The sequence below is a fragment of the Citrobacter sp. S39 genome, assembly GCF_009495675.1.
Classification (GTDB): Bacteria; Pseudomonadota; Gammaproteobacteria; order Enterobacterales; family Enterobacteriaceae; genus Citrobacter; species Citrobacter freundii.
On record NZ_CP045555.1, the window covers coordinates 2,457,453 to 2,481,775 of the forward strand.

At 52.1% G+C, this 24,323-nt stretch carries 21 protein-coding genes and 1 tRNA gene; 16 read left to right on the forward strand and 6 right to left on the reverse strand.

Features of this window, described 5'->3' with window-relative positions; all coding sequences use genetic code 11:
* Both pgtB and pgtA read left to right on the forward strand, forming a co-directional pair.
* Nucleotides 1–1,995 (forward strand): two-component system sensor histidine kinase PgtB, encoded by a 1,995-nt coding sequence (pgtB, locus tag GFB57_RS11600; protein WP_171847614.1) that lies wholly within the window; start codon nt 1–3, stop codon nt 1,993–1,995.
* Entirely contained in the window at nt 1,985–3,232 is a 1,248-nt protein-coding gene (gene pgtA, locus GFB57_RS11605) for a two-component system response regulator PgtA (protein ID WP_003028223.1), read from the forward strand. Before pgtB ends, pgtA begins: the two co-directional genes overlap by 11 nt.
* Before the next feature lie 105 nt (nt 3,233–3,337).
* On the opposite strand, the gene GFB57_RS11610 is transcribed toward pgtA, so the two are convergent.
* On the reverse strand, nt 3,338–3,877 hold the full coding sequence (locus tag GFB57_RS11610) for a DUF2058 domain-containing protein (protein WP_003028220.1): 540 nt from the start codon (nt 3,875–3,877) through the stop codon (nt 3,338–3,340).
* Between the two features lie 373 nt (nt 3,878–4,250).
* Between GFB57_RS11610 and GFB57_RS11615 the strand changes: the two genes are divergently transcribed.
* Together GFB57_RS11615 and GFB57_RS11620 are read left to right on the forward strand one after the other, a co-directional pair.
* Entirely contained in the window at nt 4,251–6,149 is a 1,899-nt protein-coding gene (locus tag GFB57_RS11615) for a methyl-accepting chemotaxis protein (protein WP_003028218.1), read from the forward strand.
* Between the two features lie 174 nt (nt 6,150–6,323).
* Nucleotides 6,324–6,953, forward strand: coding sequence for a DNA-binding protein (locus GFB57_RS11620; RefSeq protein WP_003028217.1), 630 nt, complete (start codon nt 6,324–6,326; stop codon nt 6,951–6,953).
* Nucleotides 6,954–7,004: 51 nt separating this feature from the next.
* Here GFB57_RS11620 and GFB57_RS11625 read toward each other — a convergent pair.
* A tRNA-Arg gene (locus GFB57_RS11625) sits at nt 7,005–7,076 on the reverse strand.
* Nucleotides 7,077–7,151: 75 nt separating this feature from the next.
* A complete protein-coding gene (locus GFB57_RS11630) occupies nt 7,152–8,093 on the reverse strand; it encodes a formate/nitrite transporter family protein (protein WP_003028193.1) in 942 nt (313 codons plus the stop codon).
* Between the two features lie 288 nt (nt 8,094–8,381).
* Here GFB57_RS11630 and mlaA point away from each other — a divergent pair, with 288 nt between their 5' ends.
* Nucleotides 8,382–9,137: a phospholipid-binding lipoprotein MlaA gene (gene mlaA, locus GFB57_RS11635; RefSeq protein WP_003028190.1), complete on the forward strand. Its 756-nt coding sequence runs from the start codon at nt 8,382–8,384 to the stop codon at nt 9,135–9,137.
* Nucleotides 9,138–9,196: 59 nt separating this feature from the next.
* On the opposite strand, the gene fadL is transcribed toward mlaA, so the two are convergent.
* A complete protein-coding gene (fadL, locus tag GFB57_RS11640) occupies nt 9,197–10,477 on the reverse strand; it encodes a long-chain fatty acid transporter FadL (RefSeq protein WP_003028188.1) in 1,281 nt (426 codons plus the stop codon).
* Nucleotides 10,478–10,848: 371 nt separating this feature from the next.
* Between fadL and GFB57_RS11645 the strand changes: the two genes are divergently transcribed.
* The 4 genes from GFB57_RS11645 to sixA all read left to right on the forward strand — a co-directional run bounded on the left by GFB57_RS11645 (nt 10,849) and on the right by sixA (nt 15,463).
* Nucleotides 10,849–11,133, forward strand: a complete 285-nt coding sequence (locus GFB57_RS11645) for a YfcZ/YiiS family protein (protein WP_003028186.1) — start codon at nt 10,849–10,851, stop codon at nt 11,131–11,133.
* Nucleotides 11,134–11,311: 178 nt separating this feature from the next.
* Nucleotides 11,312–12,622 carry an acetyl-CoA C-acyltransferase FadI gene (gene fadI, locus GFB57_RS11650; protein ID WP_003028183.1) on the forward strand — a complete coding sequence of 437 codons (1,311 nt, stop codon included), beginning with the start codon at nt 11,312–11,314 and terminating at the stop codon, nt 12,620–12,622.
* A complete protein-coding gene (gene fadJ / locus GFB57_RS11655; RefSeq protein ID WP_003028181.1) occupies nt 12,622–14,769 on the forward strand; it encodes a fatty acid oxidation complex subunit alpha FadJ in 2,148 nt (715 codons plus the stop codon). The genes fadI and fadJ overlap by 1 nt, the downstream gene beginning before the upstream one ends.
* A gap of 208 nt (nt 14,770–14,977) precedes the next feature.
* Nucleotides 14,978–15,463, forward strand: coding sequence for a phosphohistidine phosphatase SixA (gene sixA / locus GFB57_RS11660; RefSeq protein WP_003028179.1), 486 nt, complete (start codon nt 14,978–14,980; stop codon nt 15,461–15,463).
* Nucleotides 15,464–15,543: 80 nt separating this feature from the next.
* On the opposite strand, the gene smrB is transcribed toward sixA, so the two are convergent.
* Nucleotides 15,544–16,095 carry an endonuclease SmrB gene (gene smrB, locus GFB57_RS11665; RefSeq protein ID WP_003028176.1) on the reverse strand — a complete coding sequence of 184 codons (552 nt, stop codon included), beginning with the start codon at nt 16,093–16,095 and terminating at the stop codon, nt 15,544–15,546.
* Between the two features lie 166 nt (nt 16,096–16,261).
* Between smrB and prmB the strand changes: the two genes are divergently transcribed.
* From prmB to GFB57_RS11695, 6 genes are read left to right on the forward strand one after another with little or no spacing between them, the layout of a single operon-like run.
* Nucleotides 16,262–17,194 carry a 50S ribosomal protein L3 N(5)-glutamine methyltransferase gene (gene prmB / locus GFB57_RS11670; protein ID WP_003028173.1) on the forward strand — a complete coding sequence of 311 codons (933 nt, stop codon included), beginning with the start codon at nt 16,262–16,264 and terminating at the stop codon, nt 17,192–17,194.
* 39 nt (nt 17,195–17,233) lie between these two features.
* Entirely contained in the window at nt 17,234–18,319 is a 1,086-nt protein-coding gene (aroC, locus tag GFB57_RS11675) for a chorismate synthase (protein WP_003028170.1), read from the forward strand.
* A gap of 3 nt (nt 18,320–18,322) precedes the next feature.
* Nucleotides 18,323–19,147: a penicillin-insensitive murein endopeptidase gene (gene mepA / locus GFB57_RS11680; protein ID WP_003028168.1), complete on the forward strand. Its 825-nt coding sequence runs from the start codon at nt 18,323–18,325 to the stop codon at nt 19,145–19,147.
* A complete protein-coding gene (locus GFB57_RS11685; RefSeq protein WP_003028167.1) occupies nt 19,147–19,956 on the forward strand; it encodes a sulfite exporter TauE/SafE family protein in 810 nt (269 codons plus the stop codon). Before mepA ends, GFB57_RS11685 begins: the two co-directional genes overlap by 1 nt.
* The gene (locus GFB57_RS11690) at nt 19,956–20,504 is read left to right on the forward strand and encodes an elongation factor P hydroxylase (RefSeq protein WP_003028165.1); all 549 of its coding nucleotides are present in this window, start codon (nt 19,956–19,958) and stop codon (nt 20,502–20,504) included. The genes GFB57_RS11685 and GFB57_RS11690 overlap by 1 nt, the downstream gene beginning before the upstream one ends.
* 32 nt (nt 20,505–20,536) lie before the next feature.
* Nucleotides 20,537–20,812, forward strand: a complete 276-nt coding sequence (locus GFB57_RS11695) for a YfcL family protein (RefSeq protein WP_003028163.1) — start codon at nt 20,537–20,539, stop codon at nt 20,810–20,812.
* Nucleotides 20,813–20,926: 114 nt separating this feature from the next.
* Here the strand turns inward: GFB57_RS11695 and mnmC are convergent, their stop codons facing one another.
* Nucleotides 20,927–22,927 (reverse strand): bifunctional tRNA (5-methylaminomethyl-2-thiouridine)(34)-methyltransferase MnmD/FAD-dependent 5-carboxymethylaminomethyl-2-thiouridine(34) oxidoreductase MnmC, encoded by a 2,001-nt coding sequence (mnmC, locus tag GFB57_RS11700; RefSeq protein ID WP_048231550.1) that lies wholly within the window; start codon nt 22,925–22,927, stop codon nt 20,927–20,929.
* A gap of 159 nt (nt 22,928–23,086) precedes the next feature.
* On the opposite strand from mnmC, the gene fabB reads away from it, so the two are divergent.
* Nucleotides 23,087–24,301 (forward strand): beta-ketoacyl-ACP synthase I, encoded by a 1,215-nt coding sequence (gene fabB / locus GFB57_RS11705; protein ID WP_003028160.1) that lies wholly within the window; start codon nt 23,087–23,089, stop codon nt 24,299–24,301.
* Nucleotides 24,302–24,323: the final 22 nt, after the last annotated feature.

Consider the following 24,323-nt stretch of genomic DNA (forward strand, 5'->3'; position numbering starts at 1 on the left):
ATACTGCACCGTCTGCGTCAGCTCAGCATCAGCAGCAGTCTGCGAGGAGCCTTTCTGACGGGCGCATTACTGACGTTGAGCGTAAGCTGCGTCAGTTTGTACTCCTGGCATGAGCAGAGCTCGCAGATACGCTATTCGCTTGATGATTACTTCCCGCGCGTGCATTCCGCTTTTTTGATTGAAGGGAATCTCAACCTGGTTGTGGACCAGCTTAATGAATTCCTGCTGGCTCCCAATACGACGGTAAGGCTGCAACTGCGCAATCAGATAATCTCGCATCTGGATAAAATCGAAGTGCTGAGCAGGGGGTTGCAACCAGCAGAACAGCAGCAGCTGGCGGTGATTTTGCAAGACAGCCGGGCGCTGATGGCAGAACTGGACCGGGTGCTCTACAACATGTTCCTTGTACGCGAAAAAGTGAGCGAACTTTCCGCGCGCATTGATTGGCTACATGATGATTTTACTACTGAGCTGAATTCACTGGTGCAGGATTTTACCTGGCAGCAGGGGACGTTGCTGGATCAAATCGAGGCCAAAAATGGTGATGCGGCGCTGTATCTCAAACGTGCCCGAGAGGTGCAAAACGAGCAGCAGCAGGTTTACACCCTGGCAAGAATTGAAAACCAGATCGTTGATGATTTACGCGACAGGCTTAATGAACTGAAATCGGGTAGCGACGACGGAATGCTGGTGGAGAATCACATCCGCTACCTGGAAAATCTGAAGAAAACGGCGGATGAAAATATCCGTACCCTTGATGACTGGCCCAGCACTATCACACTGCGACAAACTATCGATGAGCTGCTGGAAATCGGGATGATGAAAAATAAAATGCCCGATACCATGCGCGATTATGTCGCCGCGCAAAAAGCGCTCGTTGATGCCAGCCATGCCCGAGAGGCCACACTTGGGCGCTTTCGAACACTGCTTGAAGCACAACTGGGGAGTAGCCATCAGCAAATGCAGACGTTTAACCAACGGCTGGAACAAATTGTTCGTGTCAGCGGTGGACTTATCCTGCTGGCGACGCTGCTGGCGCTACTTCTCGCCTGGGGGCTTAATCACTACTTCATTCGTTCGCGTCTGGTGAAACGTTTTACTGCGCTCAACCAGGCCGTGGTGCAAATTGGTCTTGGCAGAACGGATGCCACTATCCCGGTATATGGACGCGATGAACTGGGGCGTATCGCAGGCTTGCTGCGCCATACTCTGGGCCAGTTGAGCGCGCAAAAAAATCAGCTGGAGCAGGAAGTGACCGAGCGCAAAGAGATTGAATCCGATCTTCGCGCAACGCAGGATGAGCTGATCCAAACCGCAAAACTGGCGGTGGTCGGCCAGACTATGACCACGCTGGCGCACGAGATTAATCAACCGCTGAATGCGCTGTCGATGTACCTGTTTACGGCGGGGAGGGCAATTGAACAGGGGCAATCCGCTCAGGCCAGAAGCACATTAACCAAAGCGGAGGGACTGATTACTCGCATTGATGCCATTATCCGTTCGCTGCGTCAGTTTGCGCGCCGGGCCGAGCCAGATACGCCTCTGCATCCGGTCGATCTCCGACAAACGTTCAACGCTGCCTGGGAACTGTTGTCCATGCGGCATAAGCCACAGCAGGGTACGCTGACGCTCCCAGACCGGAGCGTGTGGGTGGCTGGTGATGAAGTGCGTATTCAGCAGGTACTGGTAAACGTCCTGGCAAATGCGCTGGATGCCTGTCCGGTAGCGGCGAAAATAGATGTTCACTGGCAGGCCGAAGGCAGCCGGTTGTGCGTATTTATCAGCGATAACGGCCCCGGCTGGCCAGGGGCATTATTGCCATCACTGTTAAAACCGTTTACCACCAGTAAGGATGTTGGCCTCGGTATTGGCTTATCGATTTGTGTATCGTTAATGATGCAAATGAACGGCGAACTGCGCCTGGCGTCAACCCCGGGGCGCAATGCCTGTGTCGTTCTGCAATTTAATCTGACGGATGTAAACGATGTTGAGTGATGAATATTCTGTTCTGCTTATTGATGATGATGCCGATGTTCTCGACGCTTACACCCTGTTGCTTGAACAGGAGGGATATCATGTATTCGCATGCAGTAACCCTTTTGATGCCCGAAATTGGTTGCAGGCCGACTGGCCAGGGATTGTCCTGAGCGATGTGTGTATGCCTGGCTGTAATGGAATCGACCTGATGACGTTGTTTCATCAGGATGACAATCAGCTTCCGATCCTGTTGATCACCGGGCATGGAGATGTTCCGATGGCGGTGGACGCGGTGAAGAAAGGGGCGTGGGACTTTCTGCAAAAACCGGTTGATCCTGGCAAACTGCTGGTGTTGGTAGAGGATGCGTTGCGTCAGAGAAAATCTGTGATTGCACGTCGTCACTATTGCCAGCAAAAGCTACAAGTTGAACTGGTCGGCTACAGTGACTGGGTTAATCAGTATCGCCAGCGTTTACGGCAACTGGCGGAAACGGATATTGCCGTCTGGTTTTATGGCGAGCCGGGAACCGGGCGTATGACCGGGGCCCGTTATTTACATCAACTTGGGCGCAGCGCTGAAGGCGCGTTTATTCGCGGTGAACTGACGCCCGGGAACTCGGAACAACTCAATGACCTTATTGCCCAGGCGCAAGGGGGAACGCTGGTTCTGAGCCATATTGAGTGCCTGACGCGTGAACAGCAACACCAGTTGGTGCATTTGCAAAGTCAGGAGCGACGTCCGTTTCGCTTAATTGGCATTGGCGCCACTTCGTTGGTGGAACTGGCGGCAACCAACCAGATTGTGGCCGAACTCTATTACTGTTTTGCGATGACGCAAATTGGTTGCCAGCCGTTGTCTCAGCGCCCGGATGATATTGAACCGCTGTTTCGCCATTATCTGCAGAAAGCCTGTCTGCGTCTGAACCATCCTGTGCCTGAGGTTGACGGGGAATTACTAAAAGGTATGCGGCGTCGCGTGTGGTTAAGCAATGTTCGGGAACTGGCCAATGCCGCCGAGCTTTTTGCCGTTGGGCTATTGCCACTGGCTGAAACCGCGAATCCGCAACTGCATTTGCCTCAACCGACACCGCTCGATCGTCGGGTCGACGAGTACGAGCGGCAGATCATTACTGAAGCGCTAAATATCCATCAGGGGCGTATTAATGAAGTCGCAGAGTATTTACAAATCCCGCGTAAAAAACTCTATTTACGCATGAGAAAATACGGACTGAGCAAAGAACACTATAAGTTTTAGCAGGCGGAATGTGGGGATGAAGAGGCGTTGACAGTATTTCGGTGGCGGCGTGAGCGTTCACCGAAATATGTGACGAAATTCCGGGTGATTATTGAGGGGTTTTGCTTACCACATCAGATCATCAGGAATGACAAAATCAGCATACGGATCGTCTTCATCCTTAGCTTCCTGGCTCAGTTCGCAATTAAACACGATATAGCTTGCATCGCGCTGGGCAATCTTGTAGGCGACGACTGCCGGAATGATGGCGTATTCGCTCTCGCTACCACTTTCAGCCGTCAGACGGGCAATAGCCAGGCGGCCCTTGATCAACTGAGACTGAGTCACCTTATCAACATAGACTTTTTTGATCAGATTATTGTCAGTAAAGTTGTAACCAATATCGCCACGGGTAATGGTGATTTTATTCATTTCAATTAGTTGCTTGATCTGCGCTTTATACTCTTTAGACAACGTGGCCTGCTTCTGTTGTTCGCTGAGTTGCTTATCACGCTCGATCTGCGCTTTTTTATTCTCTTCAACCGCTTCTCTGGCTTCACGAGCCTGAACGCGCGATTTTTTCGCCGTTCTCTGCACTTTCGCCATTTTTTTGCTGCTGACCAGACCCGCTTTAAGCATCTGTTCTTGTAGGGTAAGTTTTGTCATTGTCGCTTCTAATCCAAAAAATAGTTGTAAGGATTATAACCTTAACGTTCGGCGGGACGCCATAATGATGGCCGCAGTCACGGTTGTTATCTCGACTGCTATCACTGTCCTGAGTCTCTCTCCCTTGCTGAATCAGTTGATGATTACCTGATTTTTTTAATAAAAAATAATATGCCGAATAAGTTAATAAAATGGAGCATAGGTTTGCAGATTCACATTAGTCAGCGTTTTATTCTGATTGAAGTAATTAAATAGAGTTATTCTGGTAAATATTTAATCTAAAAAACAAACAGTTGCCCATTGCTCAAATTTAAAGAGCCGCTTCTTTACGCCGATAACCATAATGAAAATATGGACAATGGAGGGAAGTGGCATGTGGTGGGTTTATCGAATGCCGATGAAAATGAAGTTAATAATCGCGCTACAACCACTATTACTGGCGTTGTGTTGGTTTGCAGGTTCAGGAATATTGACGCGTATTGAAACAGAACGGCAGATGGAGAATATTGCCCAACTGACAGCGCTCGCACACAGTGCCGGAAATGTGGTGCATGAACTGCAAAAAGAACGGGGAATGAGTGTCGGATTTCTGGGGGCTGCAGGGACTACGTTCAAAGATGAGTTAAACGCGCAGCGGGCTTTGACCGATCGCGAGATCGAGGTATTCGTGCGCTCGTTGTCCGATACTGCATTACCGGAAGGGGATGTTGCTACCTCTGTCGCTGCGTTTAAGAAAAACATTCTTTCGCTTGCCACCATCCGGGAAAATGTCACGCAGTTGGGGCTTCCGGCCGCAGATGTGGTTAAGTTTTACACCAACGTCATTGCTGATGTGCTGAGTTTTGTCGGCAAGTTGGGGCAGTTGACGGATTCTGGCGAAATGGCAAACGCATTCGCCGCCTACTACAATCTGCTGAATTTGAAAGAACAAGCGGGTATTGAACGGGCACTGTTATCAAATATCTTTTCCTCCGGTCATTTCGCCGACGGACAGTTACATCAGCTCAGTGATGTCGTCAGTAAACAGAACGTCTGGCTGGCACAATCGTTGCGCCTGAGCTCGCCGGAACAGGCGGCCATGTTGAAAAATCGCTTACAATCTGCAGAAGCGTCAAAAGCCCTCTCATTTCGTGAAACCGCGTTTAATCATGTCGAGAACGGTGGATTTGGTGTCGATCCTACTACCTGGTTCAAAGTACAAACCCAGCGTATTGAAGTGATGCGGCAGATAGAAAATGTGACGGCAAATCTTCTGTTGGCGAATGCAGAAAAACTCGCGCAGGATGCACGAAAAAACTGGCAAATATATATGGTCGTCAGCTTGTTAGCGCTACTGGCATCATTGACCTTCGCTGGAGCCATCGCAATCAATATGCATCGCCAATTCAGCGACACGCTGCGCAAGATTGCGGGGATGAATGGCGATCTGACTCAACGTCTGGCGACGCCGGGTAAAGATGAGCTTTCCTCACTTAATCGTGCCTATAACACGATGCTGGAAAGTATTCAGCATATCGTACAGGAGATTAAACAAGGCGCCGTGGTTTTGTCCGATGCCAGCAGCAGTATTACGGTGGGAAATCAGGATTTGGCTCAACGTACAGATGAACAGGCTGCATCAATAGTACAAGCCGTGGCCAGTATGGAGCAGCTATCAACTGCGATTACGCAAACAGCGGATAATGCCCGCGAAGCGGAGCATCTGACAATCAGGCTGGAAAAAGAGGTCCGACAGGCCAGTAACGTTGCCTCTGCGGCGAACCAGAGTATGGGGGATATTCGCGCTTCCAGTGAGAAAATATCGAATATTGTGACCTCAATTGATGATATCTCGTTTCAGACTAACTTACTGGCGCTGAATGCGGCAGTGGAAGCTGCGCGGGCAGGAGAGATGGGCAGGGGGTTTGCGGTTGTGGCCAGTGAAGTGCGGAATCTTTCGCAGCGTTGCGCCAAAGAAGCTAACCAGATCCGCGAGCTGGTTGCGCAGAACATGGTTAAAATTAGTGAGGGCGTTGAGCGGGTCACGGCGTCAGCTACCGCGCTGGAAGCGGCAGCGGACAATACCACCAGTATGAAGCAATATATTGCGGATATCGCGCGCGTGGCGACGGAACAGTCGCAAGGGGTAACCCAGATAAACCAGGCTCTGCGACCGATGGAGCAGGTTACGCAGCAAAATGCGGCGCTGGTTTCTCAGGCCGCGAGCGACAGCCAGCGGCTGGACAATCTGTCGGTCACCATGAAGGGGCTGGTCAATCGTTTTGTTGTCTGACATGACGCCGCTGTACCGATCCGGTAAACGCGCCGGATCGGTCAGTTGTCGTCATCTTAGTGTGATGGTATGAAGCAAATATTGGGCGGGTTAAGCAAAGATTCCTGACATAGCAATCTTGTCGCTGGTAAAGTGAACAACCGATACCGAGATGTGGCCAGAAGGGAATTCCGTGTGACTGAACGTATTGATTATGAGACTGAAAAATACAGCTTTACTGAGGCGACTGAGAGTTCCCGCCTTACCGGCCAGTGGGCTGATGTTATTACTGAATGTCGCGAATTGAAGGCGGGACCGCAAGAGCGTCTGCGTATTGCTTTATTGAATGTGGACTACGTGACCAGTTTTGAGTTGCCTTTCCGCCTGTTATTACTCCGTACCCCGCAACTGATTGCCAGCGTGCGTGAAGAGCTGCAGCTTAGTCAGAAAAACGTCATCTTTAACGGCAAACGCTTTGGTTGTGTTTACAGCCTGAAAGCGAGTCTCGGTGGGATACCGGATGAATTTCAGTACCGCCTGTCGCATCGAATCCGGCGCATTAGCCCCGCAGGTTCAAGCGAAGCGCCATATCAGCAGATTGCTAAAACAGTAAAAGCACCACGCGAACGTCTGAAGCTGGCACTTGAATCGGGCCTTGATGTCACTGCGCTGGATGGGCTTTTCTGGTTTGGCAGCCAGCGTATTGCCGCTGATGTGTTGAGGCTGAGAAAAGCAGGGATGCGGATAGCTACCAAGCAGACAATGGTGTCCGACAATCTTACTGCAACAGTGAGGAATGTGCCGTTCTACCGCCTGGCCCAGTGATGAACTGGCTGGTAATTGATTGGATTTAAACAAGATGCATTAATTTCAGAGTGTCCCCTGCAGGAATCGAACCTGCAACTAGCCCTTAGGAGGGGCTCGTTATATCCATTTAACTAAGGGGACGAAGCGGCACGAGTATAGCGTTTTTTACTCACAACGGTAAGTCTCAGGCCGCCCGACTGCTCAAACAGTCACCATTCAGGCCTGTTTTTTCTGGTTTTTCTGCGTTTGCTCATCACGCTTTGCTTGTAACCGGGCTTCTTCCTTGCGTTTGTTGCTCATATCATTGCGGATCTGCGCATGGCTCATCAGCGCGAAAATAAACGTTCCGCCACAGATATTCCCGGCGAGCGTTGGTAGCGCAAAGGGCCAGAAAAAATCACTCCAGTGCAGCGTGCCATTAAAGACCAGATAGAGAATTTCCACCGAGCCAACGACGATATGCGTGGTATCGCCTAACGCAATCAGCCAGGTCATCAGAATAATGACCACAATTTTTGCCGCCCCGGCGGCGGGGAACATCCACACCATCGTGGCAATTAACCAGCCAGAAATGATGGCGTTGGAAAACATCTCCACAGGAGTGTTTTTCATCACATCCATGCCAATTTTGACGAAAGCATCGCGGGTCTCTTCATCAAAAATCGGCATATGTTCAAACGCCCATGCTGCAACCCCGGTGCCAATAATATTACCCAGCAGTACCACGCTCCACAGGCGCATCAACAGGCTAAAATTGCCGAGGGTAGGGTTTTGCATCACCGGCAGTACGGCGGTGACGGTATTTTCGGTAAAGAGTTGTTGGCGGGCCATAATGACAATAATAAAGCCGAAGGTATAACCGAGGTTCTCGAGTAAAAATCCCCCTGGCACACCTTCCAGCTGTACGTGAAAAATCCCTTTAGCCAGTAGCGAGGCGCCCATCGACAGTCCTGCTGCGATGGCTGACCACAGCAGGGCCATTGCGTCGCGCTCCATCTCTTTCTCCCCATCCTGGCGAATATGTTCATGGATCGCCATGGCGCGGGAGGGGAGTCTGTCCTCATCAAGCTCTATCTTTTTCCCTGTTAGTTTTTCATCGCTTTCCACTTCGAGTTCGTCGCTGTGTCGATCAATCTTATCTTTCTTGATGTCATTCATGGCCGAATCCTGAATAAGCACGTATTGCTAAAGCGTAGCGGCTTTTGTCTGAAAATCAGCGGGAGAAAGTCTGAGATAGCAAAAATGGTAACGTTTGTTTTTATCGGGTTAGTTAGAATAGAACCGCCGCGGAGTGCGTATTACCAGGCTATGATCAAATCAGTAAGACAGGGTATATAGACATCATTTGACGTGCTGTTACAATCGCTCACATCTAAACAGGCGGATACGTCATCGTTCCGTCATGGATGGCAATCAGCGATAGCCATAAAACACAGGGAGATACTTATGAAGCTTCGCCTGTCGGCGCTTGCGCTGGGAACCACACTTTTGGTGGGGTGTGCGAGCTCCGGTACTGAGCAGCAGGGGCGTTCGGACCCATTTGAAGGGTTCAACCGTACCATGTACAACTTCAACTTTAACGTGTTGGATCCCTATGTTGTTCGACCGGTAGCAGTGGCCTGGCGTGATTATGTTCCGCAGCCGGCGCGTAATGGTTTAAGCAACTTTACGGGGAACCTTGAAGAACCGGCCGTCATGGTCAACTATTTCCTGCAAGGCGATCCTTATCAGGGGATGGTGCACTTTACCCGTTTTTTCCTGAATACCCTGTTAGGTATGGGCGGCTTTATCGATGTGGCAGGTATGGCTAATCCGAAGTTGCAGCGCGTTGAACCACACCGCTTTGGCAGTACGTTAGGCCACTATGACGTGGGTTACGGGCCGTATATGCAGCTTCCGTTCTACGGTAGTTTCACACTGCGTGATGACGGCGGCGATATGGTCGATACCCTGTATCCGGTACTGTCCTGGCTGACCTGGCCGTTGTCGATAGGCAAATGGACGGTTGAAGGGATTGAAACTCGCGCGCAATTGCTCGACTCTGACGGTCTGCTGCGTCAGTCTTCCGATCCTTACATTATGGTGCGTGAAGCTTACTTCCAGCGTCATGACTTTATTGCGAACGGTGGGAAACTCAAACCAGAAGAAAACCCGAACGCGAAAGACATTCAGGACGATTTAAAAGAGATCGATTCTGAGTAAGGAATTGGGCAAATAAAAAGGTGAGCTAAAAAGCTCACCTTTTTTACGTCTGAAGAAAATCAGAATGCGTAGTTGAAGTTTGTACCAAACAGCCAGGCTTTACCTTCAGAGTCGAAAGTATAGTTGCCTTCTTGCACTGTTACTTTTTGTCCGTGCATGTAAGACACACCGACGTCGATAGAGGCATCGTCATTGAACGCATAAGTTGTACCTGCACTCAACCACAGGCGATCCTGATCCGGAATCGAGATGGAACGCTTGCTTGCTGGAACCGGGCTATCGTCATAAGCAATACCGGTACGGAACGTCCAGCTTTTATCCATATAGTAAGTCGTACCCAATGCAATGCGGTAAGAATCTTTGAAGCCTTCTTCTTTATAGAACAGTGTCTGTCCATTGGAACCTGTTGCTTTCAGCTCCTGGAACTGACTCCAGCTGGTATAGGCCATGCTGTAGTGGATAGCCCACTGTGGTGCAATACGGTTATAACCTGACAATTCCCACATTTCAGGCAGGTTAAGCGTCAGAGAACCCGGGACGGTGGCATTGGTCGTTCCCCATGGGAATGTAGTGCCAGCGCCAGGTATGGCGTTCGCCTGGGTACGGATGCCACTCTTATAATCGCCATCAAAATCAATTTTAACTTCAGAACGGTACGTTAAACCATAACGGTTATTTTTATCCAGTTCGTACAAAATCCCGGCGTTCCAGCCGTAGCCCCATTCGTCCCCTTTCAGGCTGGCAATTTTGTTGCTGACCTTCGGTAATGCAGCCGTTTGCTCACCAGAATAACGTTCAATTTTTGCATCAGCATAAACGGCGTTAAAACCGAGACCGAAGCTCCAGCTATCATTCAGACGGTAGGCACCGCTCAGGTTAAGGTTGACCGTTTTAAGGTCGGTCTTACCGCCGTATTCACCAACGATGTAGCTGTCGTTAAATTCGGTAGCCAGACCATAGTTTGAGGTAACGGAAGCACCCCAACCAAACTGTTCGTTGATAGGCATCACGAAGTGAGCATTGGGAACCCACGCCGTAGGCGCGATGTTGTCCGCATCAGTGCTGCGTCCGGTGTATGGCGATTTACCGGAAATATTAACGTCTGGATCGATATACACCGCACCTGCTGAGAAAGTAGGGCGATCGAACATCATAATCAGTGCCGGGTTACGACTGGCGTTTCCTGCATCATCTGCAATTGCGCCTTCACCCGAATATGCCCGGCCAAGGCCAGAGGAAGAAAATTCGTTTAACTGAAAGCCTGCAGACCAGGCCTGTGTGGAGATAATTGCCACTGCGACTGCGAGAGCAGACTTTGTAAACAGGGTTTTCTGGCTCATGACCATAACCTCATAGATTTATTTTTATACAAACAATGTTACATACCGTAACAGGAGCGCGAAGTGTAGGGTCTGAGGTACGACTTAGAAATCAGACCAGTGGCGTGAGTATAGGTCGGACCAGCTGGAATGTTGCAAGTATGTTTATAAATATTTTCAAATTTGATCAGAGAAACGCGATCCAGCTGGCAAAATTGCGGAGGTGCGCACTCACCTGTTTGGGCGATTTTTGTTTTAGATCATTTTTAAGTGTGATTTCGGTCACTTATCGCATTTCGTACAATTAACGACTGGAGAGGCGAATAATGGGAGCGTAAAATATCCCTATCGTTTATCTGGCACCTCAGGTGCGAATACAGAGGAAATCTACAATGAGTAAATGCAGTGCTGATGAAACCCCGGTTTGCTGCTGTATGGATGTTGGCACCATCATGGACAACTCCGATTGCACCGCGTCCTACAGCCGTGTGTTCGCGAATCGCGCAGAGGCAGAAGAAACACTGGCCGCTCTGACTGAAAAGGCACGTGGCGTGGAATCTGAGCCTTGCCAAATCACTTCGACCTTTACTGAAGTGTCAGAAGGTGTGCGTCTGGATATCGACTTTGTTTTTGCCTGTGAAGCTGAAACGCTGATTTTCCAGCTGGGCCTGCGTTAATCCCCCCTCTGCAAAAGCCCTTGCTATCAGATAGCAAGGGCTTTTTCGTAACTGTCAGTGATTATTCACTGTGTCTTAGCTCCCACTTTCTTTTCTCCCCGCTTGGCTAAATGTAAAAAATTGGTTAAGACTATGATCAGGTCAGACCACTTATTTTATTTTTTTACAGGGGAGTGTTATGAGTCAGGCTTTACCGCTGGTTACCCGCCAGGGCGACCGTATTGCCATTGTAAGTGGATTGCGTACGCCATTTGCTCGTCAGGCTACCGCGTTTCATGGCATTCCCGCCGTTGATTTAGGAAAAATGGTCGTCGGTGAGCTGCTGGCGCGCAGCGAAATTCCTGCCGATGTGATCGAGCAACTGGTTTTTGGTCAGGTGGTGCAAATGCCTGAAGCACCAAATATTGCTCGTGAAATTGTGCTGGGAACCGGCATGAATGTACATACCGATGCATACAGCGTGAGCAGGGCCTGCGCGACCAGTTTCCAGGCGGTGGCGAATGTCGCGGAAAGCCTGATGGCGGGGTCTATTCGTGCTGGAATTGCGGGTGGTGCGGACTCCTCGTCAGTCTTGCCTATTGGCGTTAGTAAAAAGCTGGCGCGGGTGCTGGTGGATGTCAATAAGGCCCGGACAACCGGTCAACGTCTTAAACTCTTTTCCCGATTGCGCTTACGTGACCTGATGCCTGTGCCGCCAGCCGTCGCCGAGTATTCCACCGGTTTGCGTATGGGGGATACGGCTGAGCAAATGGCCAAAACCTATGGTATTACCCGAGAGCAGCAGGATGCTCTGGCGCACCGCTCTCATCAGCGTGCCGCTCAGGCATGGGCTGAAGGAAAGCTGGCAGATGAGGTAATGACTACCTACGCGCCACCGTTTAAAGATCCTTTTTCAGAAGATAACAACATTCGCGGTAACTCTACGCTGGCCGATTACGCCAAACTACGTCCGGCGTTTGACCGCAAGCACGGCACCGTCACCGCGGCAAACAGTACCCCGCTAACGGACGGCGCAGCCGCCGTGATCATGATGACAGAGTCGCGTGCGAAAGAGTTGGGGCTGGTGCCGCTGGGGTACTTGCGTAGTTTTGCTTTTACCGCCATCGATGTCTGGCAGGACATGCTGCTGGGACCGGCGTGGTCAACACCGCTTGCCCTGGAGAGAGCCGGTCTGACGATGGCAGATTTAACCCTGATCGATATGCATGAAGCCTTTGCCGCGCAAACGCTGGCGAATCTTCAGCTGTTGGGTAGCGAACGTTTTGCCCGCGACGTGCTGGGCAGGGGGCATGCCACTGGCGAGGTTGATGACAGTAAATTTAACGTGCTGGGCGGATCGATTGCCTATGGACACCCCTTTGCTGCCACCGGTGCGCGCATGATCACTCAAACCCTACATGAGCTGCGTCGTCGTGGCGGCGGTTTTGGTTTAGTGACAGCCTGTGCAGCTGGTGGTCTGGGTGCGGCAATGGTTCTGGAGGCGGAATAATGGAAATGACATCGGCTTTTACACTAAACGTACGTCTGGATAACGTTGCTGTTGTCACCATTGATGTGCCCGGAGAGAAAATGAACACCCTGAAAGCAGAGTTTGCTTCTCAGGTGCGGGCCATTCTGAAACAAATCCGCGATAACAAAGCATTGCGTGGTGTGGTGTTTATTTCGGCTAAACCCGATAACTTCATTGCCGGGGCGGATATCAACATGATTGGTAGCTGTCGCAGCGCGCAGGAAGCCGAAACTCTGGCCCGTCAGGGGCAGCAGATGATGGCTGAAATTAATGCTTTACCGATCCCGGTTATCGCCGCGATTCATGGTGCATGCCTCGGCGGTGGCCTGGAGATGGCGCTGGCGTGCCACAACCGTATTTGTACCGATGATGCTAAAACCGTACTGGGTTTACCTGAAGTACAACTTGGCTTGTTGCCCGGCTCCGGTGGTACGCAGCGGCTGCCGCGCCTGATTGGCGTCAGTACCGCACTGGATATGATCCTCACCGGAAAACAATTACGCGCAAAACAGGCGCTGAAAGTTGGTTTAGTGGATGAGGTTGTACCGCATTCCATTTTGCTGGAAGCGGCCGTTGAACTGGCTAAAAAGGACAGTTCTGCGCAACGAACACTGCCCGTGAGAGAGCGAGTGTTGGCGGGGCCGCTGGGGCGGGCGCTGTTGTTCCGCATGGCCAGTAAAAAGACGGCGCAAAAAACGCAAGGTAACTACCCTGCAACAGAACGTATCCTTGAGGTCATCGAAACCGGGCTAGCGCAAGGCAGCAGTAGTGGTTACGACGCAGAGGCCCGCGCGTTTGGTGAGTTGGCGATGACATCCCAGTCTCAGGCGCTACGGCACATCTTTTTTGCCAACACCGACGTGAAAAAGGATCCGGGAAGTGATGCGAAGCCCGGCCCGCTGGACAGCGTTGGCATTTTGGGCGGCGGTCTGATGGGGGGCGGTATTGCTTATGTGACGGCCTGTAAAGGCGGCTTGCCTGTGCGCATCAAAGATATAAACGCTAAGGGAATCAACCATGCGCTGAAGTATAGCTGGGATCAGCTTGAAACGAAGGTTCGTCGCCGTCATATCAAAGCCAGCGAACGCGATAAACAACTGGCGCTGATTTCGGGATCGATCGACTACCGTGGCTTTTCGCATCGCGATTTGATTATTGAAGCCGTGTTTGAAGATTTGTCGCTAAAACAACGGATGGTGGCAGAAGTTGAGCAAAATTGCGCACCTCATACCGTTTTTGCTTCTAACACCTCATCTTTGCCCATTGGCGATATTGCTGCGAATGCTACCAGGCCTGAACAAGTGATTGGTTTACACTTTTTTAGTCCGGTGGAAAAAATGCCGTTGGTCGAAGTGATCCCACATGCCACGACCTCCGAGCAGACGATTGCAACTACCGTTAAGTTAGCGAAAAAACAGGGCAAAACACCGATAGTGGTCAGAGATAAGGCCGGCTTTTACGTTAACCGCATTTTAGCGCCTTACATTAACGAAGCGATTCGTATGTTGACCGAGGGCGAGCGGGTCGAAACCATAGACGCCGCGCTGGTTAAGTTTGGTTTTCCAGTTGGGCCAATCCAACTTTTGGATGAGGTCGGAATTGATACGGGCACTAAAATTATACCAGTGCTTGAGGCTGCATATGGAGAACGTTTTAGCGCGCCTGCAAATGTTGTTGCTTCAATTTTGAATGACGATCGCAAAGGTAGAAAAAATGGTCGGGGTTTCTATCTTTATGGTGTGAAAGGGCGTAAAAGCAAAAAACAGGTCGACCCTGCAATTTATACGCTTATTGGCGTTCAGGGTCAGGGCCGACTTACCGCTGCGCAGGTAGCAGAGCGGTGCGTCATGTTAATGCTCAATGAAGCAGCTCGTTGTTTCGACGAGAAGATAGTCCGTAGCGCACGTGATGGCGACATCGGCGCTGTATTTGGTATTGGTTTTCCGCCATTCCTCGGCGGCCCGTTCCGGTATATGGATTCACTCGGCGCGGGAGAAGTGGTTGCGACTCTGCAACGGCTGACCACGCAATACGGCTCGCGGTTTGCGCCGTGTGAACAGTTATTGCAGATGGCGGCACACAGTGAAAGATTCTGGAATATTGGGGAAACTGACCTGAATTCATGAGGTCAAAGGTAGGATGAATCCGCACTGAATGTATGGCTCGCGCTCAAAATGTAAACAGAGATTGACTATACTTACGCCGTTGAGGTAAAAAACAGCGTTTCATTCGGTGAATGGATAAGGCACAATGCCGGCCACCATATCGTTATCACAGCCAATAGGGGCTGTGAATAAAGGTATTGGTGATTCTGGTTAACAAAAGCGGTGCAATATGCAAGTTTTTATCATGCGTCACGGCGACGCGGCCCTCGATGCCGCCAGTGATTCGGTTCGTCCCTTAACCTCCTGTGGTTGTGACGAATCTCGCCTGATGGCGAACTGGCTGAAAGGTCAAAAAGTGGATATCGAACGTGTTCTGGTGAGCCCGTTCCTACGAGCCGAACAAACGCTGGATGTGGTGGGGGAATGTATGAACCTGCCAACCGGTGTGGATGTTTTGCCGGAGTTGACTCCTTGCGGCGATGTCGGTCTGGTCAGTGCCTATTTACAGGCTCTGGCCAATGAAGGTATCGCCACGGCACTGGTTATCTCTCACTTGCCTTTAGTGGGGTATCTGGTGTCTGAGCTTTGCCCAGGTGAAACACCGCCGATGTTTACCACATCAGCGATTGCCAGCGTAACGCTTGATGAGAGCGGGAAGGGTACTTTTAACTGGCAGATGAGCCCGTGTAACCTGAAAATGGCAAAAGCGATTTAAAAAGGTTGGTATCGGATAAGGCGCAGCCGTCATCCGAAAATGCAAAGAGCCGCAAACGCGGCTCTTTCTGTTTTTCTGCATCACGGAAGTTCGGGCGGTAGCCACTCTTCTACTTCAATTAGCACCAGCAGCGCGGCGTCGCCACCGTACTCTTTCGGTGCCTGATGAAAAGCCATCACGTGCGGATGCTGGGCCAGCCAAAGCGGCGTTTGCTGTTTCAGAATATGTTTTCCGTGGCCATGGATCACGCAGGCGCAAAATACATGCTCACGACGACAGGCGGCAATCAGCGCGCCTAACTCTTGTTTGGCCTGCTGCTGGGTCAGCCCATGCAGATCGAGAAACAGCTCCGGAGAGTAATCGCCACGGCGCATTTTCTTCAGTTCGAAATGGCTGACGTCGGCACGCAGGTATCTTACCGGACCGTCCGTATTCAGCAGCGGCTGAAACTCATCCGAGAAATAGTGGCTGGCATCAGCTTGCTCCTGTAGCAGTCTTTTAACCGGAACCTCGGCAATTTTTTTACGTGGAGGTCGGTGAACAATGGTGTCCTGTTTAATTTTACGCGTGCCGGTCATCAGCTGGCGAAACAGCGTCTGATCCTCCTCGCTGAGCGATGTTTTCTTTTTCATTCGAGAGTCTCAACTTTTATTTTCCATTAGTTTAACCCGACTCGGCGGGCATCCGATCGCTTAAAACGCAATTTTCGCGCTCAGGCCCTGTGTGAATGCTGATTTATCGCCGTCTTCGTGGCAAACTAGCCGCCGAAATTAATACGAGCATGCCCTGGAGGAATACGTGGATAAAATTTTCGTCGATGAAGCAGTGAGTGAACTGCATACCATTCAGGACATGTTGCGTTGGGCGGTCAGCCGTTTTAGCGCGGCGAACATCTGGTATGGCCATGGCACGGATAACCCATGGGACGAGGCCGTACAACTGGTGCTGCCGTCACTTTATTTGCCGTTGGATATTCCGGAAGACATGCGTACAGCGCGTCTGACCTCCAGCGAGCGTCATCGTATTGTTGAACGCGTGATTCGCCGCGTCAACGAGCGCATTCCGGTTGCTTATCTGACCAACAAAGCCTGGTTCTGCGGGCATGAGTTTTATGTTGATGAGCGCGTGCTGGTTCCGCGTTCACCGATTGGCGAGCTTATTAATAACCGCTTTGCGGGTCTTATTAATGAGCAGCCGCAGCATATCCTCGATATGTGTACCGGCAGCGGTTGTATTGCCATTGCCTGCGCGTATGCCTTCCCGGAAGCCGAAGTTGATGCGGTGGATATCTCCACTGACGCACTGGCGGTGACCGAACACAATATTGAAGAACACGGCCTGATCCATCACGTCACGCCGATCCGTTCCGATCTATTCCGCGATCTGCTGAAAGTCCAGTATGACCTGATTGTGACCAACCCGCCGTATGTCGATGCGGAAGATATGTCCGATCTGCCAAACGAATATCGTCACGAACCTGAGCTGGGTCTGGCGTCCGGCAGTGATGGGTTGAAACTTACCCGCCGCATTCTGGGGAACGCCCCAGACTACCTGTCAGATAACGGTATTCTGATTTGTGAAGTCGGAAACAGCATGGTACATCTGATAGAGCAATATCCGGATGTACCGTTCACTTGGCTGGAGTTCGACAACGGCGGTGACGGCGTATTCATGCTGACCAAAGAGCAGTTAGTTGCTGCTCGTGAGCACTTCAGCATTTATAAAGACTAATTACACGCGCAAATACACAACACTCATAACGGAGCCGTGATGGCAGGAAACACAATTGGGCAACTCTTTCGCGTAACCACTTTCGGCGAATCACACGGGCTGGCGCTCGGTTGTATTGTCGATGGTGTTCCGCCGGGCATTTCTCTGACAGAAGCTGACCTGCAGCACGATCTCGACAGACGGCGTCCAGGCACATCGCGCTACACTACGCAGCGTCGTGAGCCGGATCAGGTGAAAATCCTCTCCGGGGTGTTCGAGGGCGTTACCACTGGCACCAGCATTGGCCTGCTGATCGAAAATACCGATCAGCGTTCACAGGATTACGGCGCGATTAAGGACGTTTTTCGTCCAGGACACGCCGACTATACCTATGAGCAAAAATATGGCCTGCGCGACTACCGTGGTGGCGGACGTTCGTCCGCACGTGAAACAGCGATGCGCGTGGCGGCCGGAGCGATTGCCAAAAAATATCTGGCGGAAAAGTTCGGCGTTGAGATTCGTGGTTGCCTGACGCAGATGGGTGATATTCCTTTGGAGATCAAAGACTGGTCCCAGGTGGAACTTAACCCGTTCTTTTGTCCGGACCCGGATAAACTCGAAGCGCTGGACGAACTGATGCGCGGGCTGAAGAAAGAGGGCGACTCCATCGGGGCGAAGGTGACCGTTGTTGCAAGCGGTGTGCCTGCGGGTCTTGGCGAACCTGTATTCGACCGCCTGGATGCCGACATCGCCCATGCGCTGATGAGCATTAACGCCGTTAAGGGCGTTGAGATTGGCGACGGATTTGACGTTGTTGCGCTGCGTGGCAGCCAGAACCGAGATGAAATCACCAAAGAAGGTTTCCAGAGTAACCATGCGGGCGGCATTCTGGGTGGGATCAGCAGCGGGCAACAAATCATTGCTCATATGGCGCTGAAACCGACGTCCAGTATTACCGTTCCAGGGCGCACCATTAACCGCTTTGGTGAAGAAGTCGAAATGATCACTAAAGGTCGTCACGATCCGTGCGTTGGGATCCGCGCCGTACCGATCGCCGAGGCGATGCTGGCGATCGTATTGATGGATCACCTGCTGCGTCAGCGGGCGCAAAATGCGGACGTGAAGACCGATATTCCACGCTGGTAAGAGATGAAAAAAACGGCACTTGCGGCGCTGGCTCTGTTTGCCAGTACCGCCTGTCTGGCGGCGACGCCCTGGCAGAAAATTACCCATCCGGTTGCGGGCAGCGCGCAGTCTATCGGCGCGTTTTCCAATGGCTGTATTGTTGGCGCAGATACGCTGCCTGTACAGTCAGAACATTATCAGGTGATGCGCACCGATCAGCGTCGTTACTTTGGCCATCCGGATCTGGTGAGGTTTATCCAGCGTCTGAGTAATCAGGCTAATAGTCAGGGGCTGGGCACGGTGTTAATCGGCGATATGGGTATGCCGGCCGGTGGGCGATTCAATGGCGGTCACGCCAGCCACCAGACAGGACTGGATGTTGATATTTTCCTGCAACTGCCGAAAACGCGCTGGACCCAGTCGCAACTGCTGCGGCCGCAGGCGTTAGATCTGGTCTCACAGGACGGCAAACGTGTTGTGCCATCACTGTGGAAACCGGAGATTTTTAGCCTGGTAAGGCTGGCTGCAAAAGATAATGAAGTAACGCGTATTTTCGTGAATCCGGCGATTAAGCAACAACTTTGTCTGGATGCAGGGACCGACAGGGACTGGTTGCGTAAAGTGCGGCCATGGTTCCAGCATCGTGCGCATATGCACGTGCGGTTACGTTGCCCTGCCGACAGCCTTGAGTGCGAAGATCAACCGTTACCGCCACCGGGTGACGGCTGTGGCGCGGAGCTGCAAAGCTGGTTCGAACCTCCAAAACCTGGAACCACCAAGCCTGAGAAGAAGACACCGCCGCCGTTGCCGCCTTCCTGCCAGGCGCTACTGGACGAGCATGTACTCTAATGGATCATTTTGCCTCTCTGTTTATGGTGTCGCCACTGCTGCTAGGTGTGCTGTTTTTTGTGGCGATGCTGGCAGGTTTTATTGATTCTCTGGCCGGAGGCGGTGGTCTACTCACCATCCCGGCATTGATGGCGGCCGGGATGCCACCTGCGCAAGCGCTGGCGACCAATAAGTTGCAGGCCTGCGGGGGATCTATCTCTTCCTCCCTCTATTTTATTCGTCGTGGCGTGGTTAATCTGGCGGATCAGAAGCTCAATATCTTCATGACGTTTGTCGGATCAATGAGCGGGGCGCTATTGGTTCAGCACGTGCAGTCAGATGTTCTGCGCCAGATCCTGCCGGTTCTGGTTATCTGTATTGGCCTTTACTTTCTGTTGATGCCGAAAGTGGGGGAAGAGGACCGACAGCGTCGATTGCACGGTTTACCTTTCGCGCTGGTGGCGGGAGGCTGCGTCGGTTTTTACGATGGCTTTTTTGGTCCGGCGGCAGGGTCGTTCTACGCGCTGGCCTTTGTCATGCTGTGCGGATACAACCTAGCGAAATCGACGGCCCACGCCAAAGTATTAAATGCCACATCGAATATCGGTGGGTTGTTGTTGTTTGCCCTCGGCGGCAAAGTGATTTGGGCGACAGGTTTTGTGATGCTCATTGGCCAGTTTATTGGCGCACGGATGGGCTCTCGACTGGTGCTCAGCAAAGGACAAAAACTCATTCGGCCAATGATCGTTATTGTCTCCGCCGTGATGAGCGCCAAGCTACTTTATGATAATCATGGACAGGAGATTCTCCACTGGCTGGGGATGAACTAATGAATAATACGCATCACTACGAACAGTTAATTGAGATTTTTAACGGCTGCTTTGCCGATGAATTTAATACCCGTCTGCTTAAAGGCGACGACGAACCGATCTATCTTCCTGCGGATGCGGAATTACCGTATCACCGTATCGTTTTTGCGCATGGTTATTACGCCAGTGCTTTACACGAAATTTCACACTGGTGCATCGCCGGTAAAGCCCGTCGTGAGCTGGTCGATTTTGGTTACTGGTACTGCCCGGACGGACGCGACGCGAAGACACAATGCCAGTTTGAAGATGTGGAAGTGAAGCCGCAGGCGTTTGACTGGTTATTTTGCATGGCGGCGGGGTACCCGTTTAACGTCAGTTGCGACAACCTCGAAGGGGACTTTGAACCGGACCGCGTGGTATTCCAGCGCCGTGTTCATGCTCAGGTAATGGAGTACCTGGAAAAGGGGATCCCTGAACGTCCGGCGCGTTTTATTAACGCGTTACAGAATTATTATCACACGCCTGAACTTACGGCGGAACAATTCCCGTGGCCCGAAGCGCTCAACTGAAGCCGCTGCCACGTTTACAATGAGGAAAGAAGATGATCGCGGAGTTTGAATCACGCATTCTGGCATTAATCGACGATATGGTAGAGCACGCCAGCGATGATGAGTTGTTTGCCAGTGGTTATTTGCGTGGGCACCTGACGCTGGCTGTGGCTGAGCTGGATGCTGGCGAGGACCATTCCGCTGAGGCATTGTACGCCAATGTGACCAGCAGCCTGGAAAAAGCCATCAGCGCTGGCGAACTCTCGCCGCGTGACCAGGCGTTAGTGAAAGAGATGTGGGACACTTTATTTCAAAAGGCAACGCAATAATAATTGCAGTGGATTGTGCCGGATGGCGACGCGAAGGCGTCTTATCCGGCCTACGTGGACGGGGATTGTTGGCCTGATAAGCGTAGCGCCATCAGGCAATGATGAGATGGTATCTTATTTCACCGCTTTACCCTTCAATAACTTCCTTACCCACAGACGATTCGGATTCAGCGCAGCCAGCGTGCTGGCATCCATAGGGATAGGTTCATCGCTCATTTGCGATGCCAGAATTTCTGCACATAGCGGGGCAGTACACAGCCCGCGCGAGCCCAGCGCACCCAACATAAATAAATCGGAATAAACCGGGGCGTTTACGGCGTGCTCTCTGTCTTCGGCAAGAGTGGCATACTGGCTGAGCGTGGCGTCATAATCCGCGACGTTGCCGACCATTGGCATGTGATCGCGCGTGGCGCAGCGCACTCCACAACGGGCGGCATTGCCACTAACGTCTACTTCTTTTGCCCACGCGGCATTCGGGAAACAATCTATTAAGCGCTGACGGTTTTGCTGCTGATCGTCAGCGCGATACACCGTTTCTTCACTTCCGCGATGATAGCTGGCACCAATGCAGTGCTGCTGGTTTTGCGGGTTGTGCGGCGTGAGGTAGCCGTCATAGCACAGCACCTGACGCAGCGCTGAAAGCGAAGGCGTAGCAGGAATGTGACTCACCTGACCGCCTACGGAGTACACCGGTAGCGACTGCGTTTGTTCAACGCTGTTAATGCGATGCCCGTTAGCCAGAACTACCGCAGCGTGAGTGGCGGTTGCTCCACTGGCAAACGCCAATTTCCAGTTTTCTGTCTGTCGAGACAGTGAGGCCAGCGTATGTTGATACCGGGTGCGTAATCCCAGCGTTGCGGCATAGTCGAATACGGCGGCGGTTAACTGTGCCGGACATAGCCATCCTCCGGCGGGGTACTGAATCCCGCCGCATCCGGTTTTTACGCCTGTCGTTTGTAAAACCTGCTCTGCGTCAACCCCGACGGCGAGCGCATCGGGCAATTCAAGGGACAACATTTGGTCGATTTTTTGCTGGCTTTTCTCATCCCACGCCAGTTGCGTCACGCCGCACCAGTCATGCGCGAACTCAACGGGGAGGGCGTCATACAGCCGGCGGGCGAAAGTAAACGCGGTGGGGAAAAAGAGATTAATGGCCGCGTCATGCTTGCTCAGTAGCGGATAAAGAGCGCCCTGGCGATTGCCGGATGCACCCCCGGCTGGGTTGTCGTCGGCGCAATAGAGCGTGACCTGCCAGCCGCGGCGTAGTAACGCCAACGACAGCAATGCGCTGGCAATCCCCCCGCCAATAATGGCGGCTTCGCGTTTATCTGTTCCGGTACGTGCAAACCAGGGTGCCGAGGAGGGGAGCGCCAGCGTCTTATCCATTACGCCACAAAGCATTTCTCGTTTGCGACCAAAGCCTTTGCATTTTTGCATCGTAAATCCGGCTTCCTGCAATCCCCGACGCACAAAGCCTGCTGAGGTGAAGGTCGCCAGCGTGCCGCCGGGGCGAGCCAGACGGGCCATTGCGTTAAACAGCGTTGGCGTCCACATATCCGGATTTTTTGCCGGCGCGAAACCGTCCAGAAACCAGGCATCCACTTTTTGATTCAGGGAGTCATCCAGCTTGCTGGTCAGTTCATTAATATCACCAAACCACAGATCCAGCGTGACGCGTCCTTCATCAAGGAGCAGGCGATGGCATCCCGCCAGCGGCAGCGGCCATTGCTCTTGTAGCGCCGTGGCCCACGGGGCAAGTTCTGGCCAGTGCTGATGGGCTAAGGTCAGATCTTCACGCGCCAGCGGAAATTTTTCAAAACTGATGAAATGTAATCTTTCCAGGGTAGCGTCAGGGTGGGTATCGCGGAATTCGGCAAATGCCTGCCAGAGTGTCAGGAAGTTAAGTCCGGTGCCAAACCCGCTTTCTGCCACCACGAAGAGGGGACGTGAATGCGCAGGGAATCGCTGGGCGAGATGATTCCCGCCGAGAAAGACGTAACGTGTCTCTTCCAGCCCGTTATCATTAGAAAAATAGACATCGTCAAAATCTCGGGAAACAGGTGTACCCTCAGCGTTGAATTCAAGGTTGGCAGGTTGTATAGCGTATTGTTTCACGTAAGTTACTCGTCTGGCAGGCTGTGCCCCGATCTTAGCGATGAGTGCCTGGCTGCGCAAATTTCCACATTAAATGGCTGATCGGACTTGTTCGGCGTACAAGTGTACGCTATTGTGCCACTCGAAACTTTAAAATAGTGCGACTTACAGAGGTATTGAATGAAACGTGCAGTGATTACTGGCTTGGGCATCGTTTCCAGCATCGGTAATAACCAGCAGGAAGTCCTGGCATCTCTGCGTGAAGGACGTTCAGGGATCACTTTCTCTCAGGAGCTGAAGGACTCCGGCATGCGTAGCCACGTTTGGGGCAACGTAAAACTGGATACCACTGGCCTCATTGACCGCAAAGTAGTGCGCTTTATGAGCGACGCATCCATCTATGCATTCCTTTCTATGGAACAGGCAGTGGCTGATGCCGGCCTTGCAGCAGAAGATTACCAGAACAACCCGCGCGTTGGCCTGATTGCAGGTTCCGGCGGCGGCTCCCCGCGTTTTCAGGTGTTCGGTGCTGACGCAATGCGTAGCCCGCGTGGTCTGAAAGCGGTTGGCCCGTATGTGGTCACCAAAGCGATGGCGTCCGGCGTTTCTGCCTGCCTCGCAACGCCGTTCAAAATCCACGGCGTAAACTACTCTATCAGCTCTGCCTGTGCGACATCCGCGCACTGTATCGGTAACGCGGTAGAGCAAATTCAGCTGGGCAAACAGGACATCGTTTTCGCTGGCGGCGGCGAAGAGCTGTGCTGGGAAATGGCGTGTGAATTCGACGCCATGGGCGCGCTGTCTACCAAATATAATGACGATCCGTCGAAAGCTTCCCGTACCTATGACGCAAACCGTGACGGTTTCGTTATTGCAGGCGGCGGCGGTATGGTCGTGGTTGAAGAGCTGGAACACGCGCTGGCACGTGGCGCGCACATCTATGCGGAAATCGTCGGTTACGGCGCAACGTCCGATGGCGCAGACATGGTTGCTCCGTCTGGCGAAGGCGCAGTACGTTGCATGCAGATGGCGATGCACGGCGTAGACACGCCGATCGACTACCTGAACTCCCACGGTACTTCTACTCCGGTAGGCGATGTGAAAGAGTTGGGCGCAATCCGTGAAGTGTTTGGCGACAACAGCCCGGCAATCTCCGCAACCAAAGCGATGACCGGTCACTCACTGGGCGCGGCTGGCGTGCAGGAAGCTATCTACTCTCTGCTGATGCTGGAACACGGCTTTATCGCGCCAAGCATCAACATTGAAGAGCTGGACGAGCAGGCGGCGGGTCTGAACATCGTGACCAAACCGACCGAGCAGGCGCTGACTACCGTGATGTCCAACAGCTTCGGTTTTGGCGGCACCAACGCTACGCTGGTTATGCGTAAGCTGTAAGCGTAAGACTGAAAGATTATGC

Bases quoted from the DNA above. Each gene is read 5' to 3' on its own strand.
- fadJ (WP_003028181.1), top strand. From the start codon at position 12,622: ATGGAAATGACATCGGCTTTTACACTAAACGTACGTCTGGATAACGTT.
- mlaA (WP_003028190.1), top strand. From the start codon at position 8,382: ATGAAGCTTCGCCTGTCGGCGCTTGCGCTGGGAACCACACTTTTGGTG.
- GFB57_RS11610 (WP_003028220.1), bottom strand. From the start codon at position 3,877: ATGACAAAACTTACCCTACAAGAACAGATGCTTAAAGCGGGTCTGGTC.
- sixA (WP_003028179.1), top strand. From the start codon at position 14,978: ATGCAAGTTTTTATCATGCGTCACGGCGACGCGGCCCTCGATGCCGCC.
- GFB57_RS11695 (WP_003028163.1), top strand. From the start codon at position 20,537: ATGATCGCGGAGTTTGAATCACGCATTCTGGCATTAATCGACGATATG.
- GFB57_RS11685 (WP_003028167.1), top strand. From the start codon at position 19,147: ATGGATCATTTTGCCTCTCTGTTTATGGTGTCGCCACTGCTGCTAGGT.
- fadL (WP_003028188.1), bottom strand. From the start codon at position 10,477: ATGAGCCAGAAAACCCTGTTTACAAAGTCTGCTCTCGCAGTCGCAGTG.
- fadI (WP_003028183.1), top strand. From the start codon at position 11,312: ATGAGTCAGGCTTTACCGCTGGTTACCCGCCAGGGCGACCGTATTGCC.
- smrB (WP_003028176.1), bottom strand. From the start codon at position 16,095: ATGAAAAAGAAAACATCGCTCAGCGAGGAGGATCAGACGCTGTTTCGC.
- fabB (WP_003028160.1), top strand. From the start codon at position 23,087: ATGAAACGTGCAGTGATTACTGGCTTGGGCATCGTTTCCAGCATCGGT.
- GFB57_RS11630 (WP_003028193.1), bottom strand. From the start codon at position 8,093: ATGAATGACATCAAGAAAGATAAGATTGATCGACACAGCGACGAACTC.
- mepA (WP_003028168.1), top strand. From the start codon at position 18,323: ATGAAAAAAACGGCACTTGCGGCGCTGGCTCTGTTTGCCAGTACCGCC.
- GFB57_RS11690 (WP_003028165.1), top strand. From the start codon at position 19,956: ATGAATAATACGCATCACTACGAACAGTTAATTGAGATTTTTAACGGC.
- GFB57_RS11645 (WP_003028186.1), top strand. From the start codon at position 10,849: ATGAGTAAATGCAGTGCTGATGAAACCCCGGTTTGCTGCTGTATGGAT.
- aroC (WP_003028170.1), top strand. From the start codon at position 17,234: ATGGCAGGAAACACAATTGGGCAACTCTTTCGCGTAACCACTTTCGGC.
- GFB57_RS11615 (WP_003028218.1), top strand. From the start codon at position 4,251: ATGTGGTGGGTTTATCGAATGCCGATGAAAATGAAGTTAATAATCGCG.
- pgtA (WP_003028223.1), top strand. From the start codon at position 1,985: ATGTTGAGTGATGAATATTCTGTTCTGCTTATTGATGATGATGCCGAT.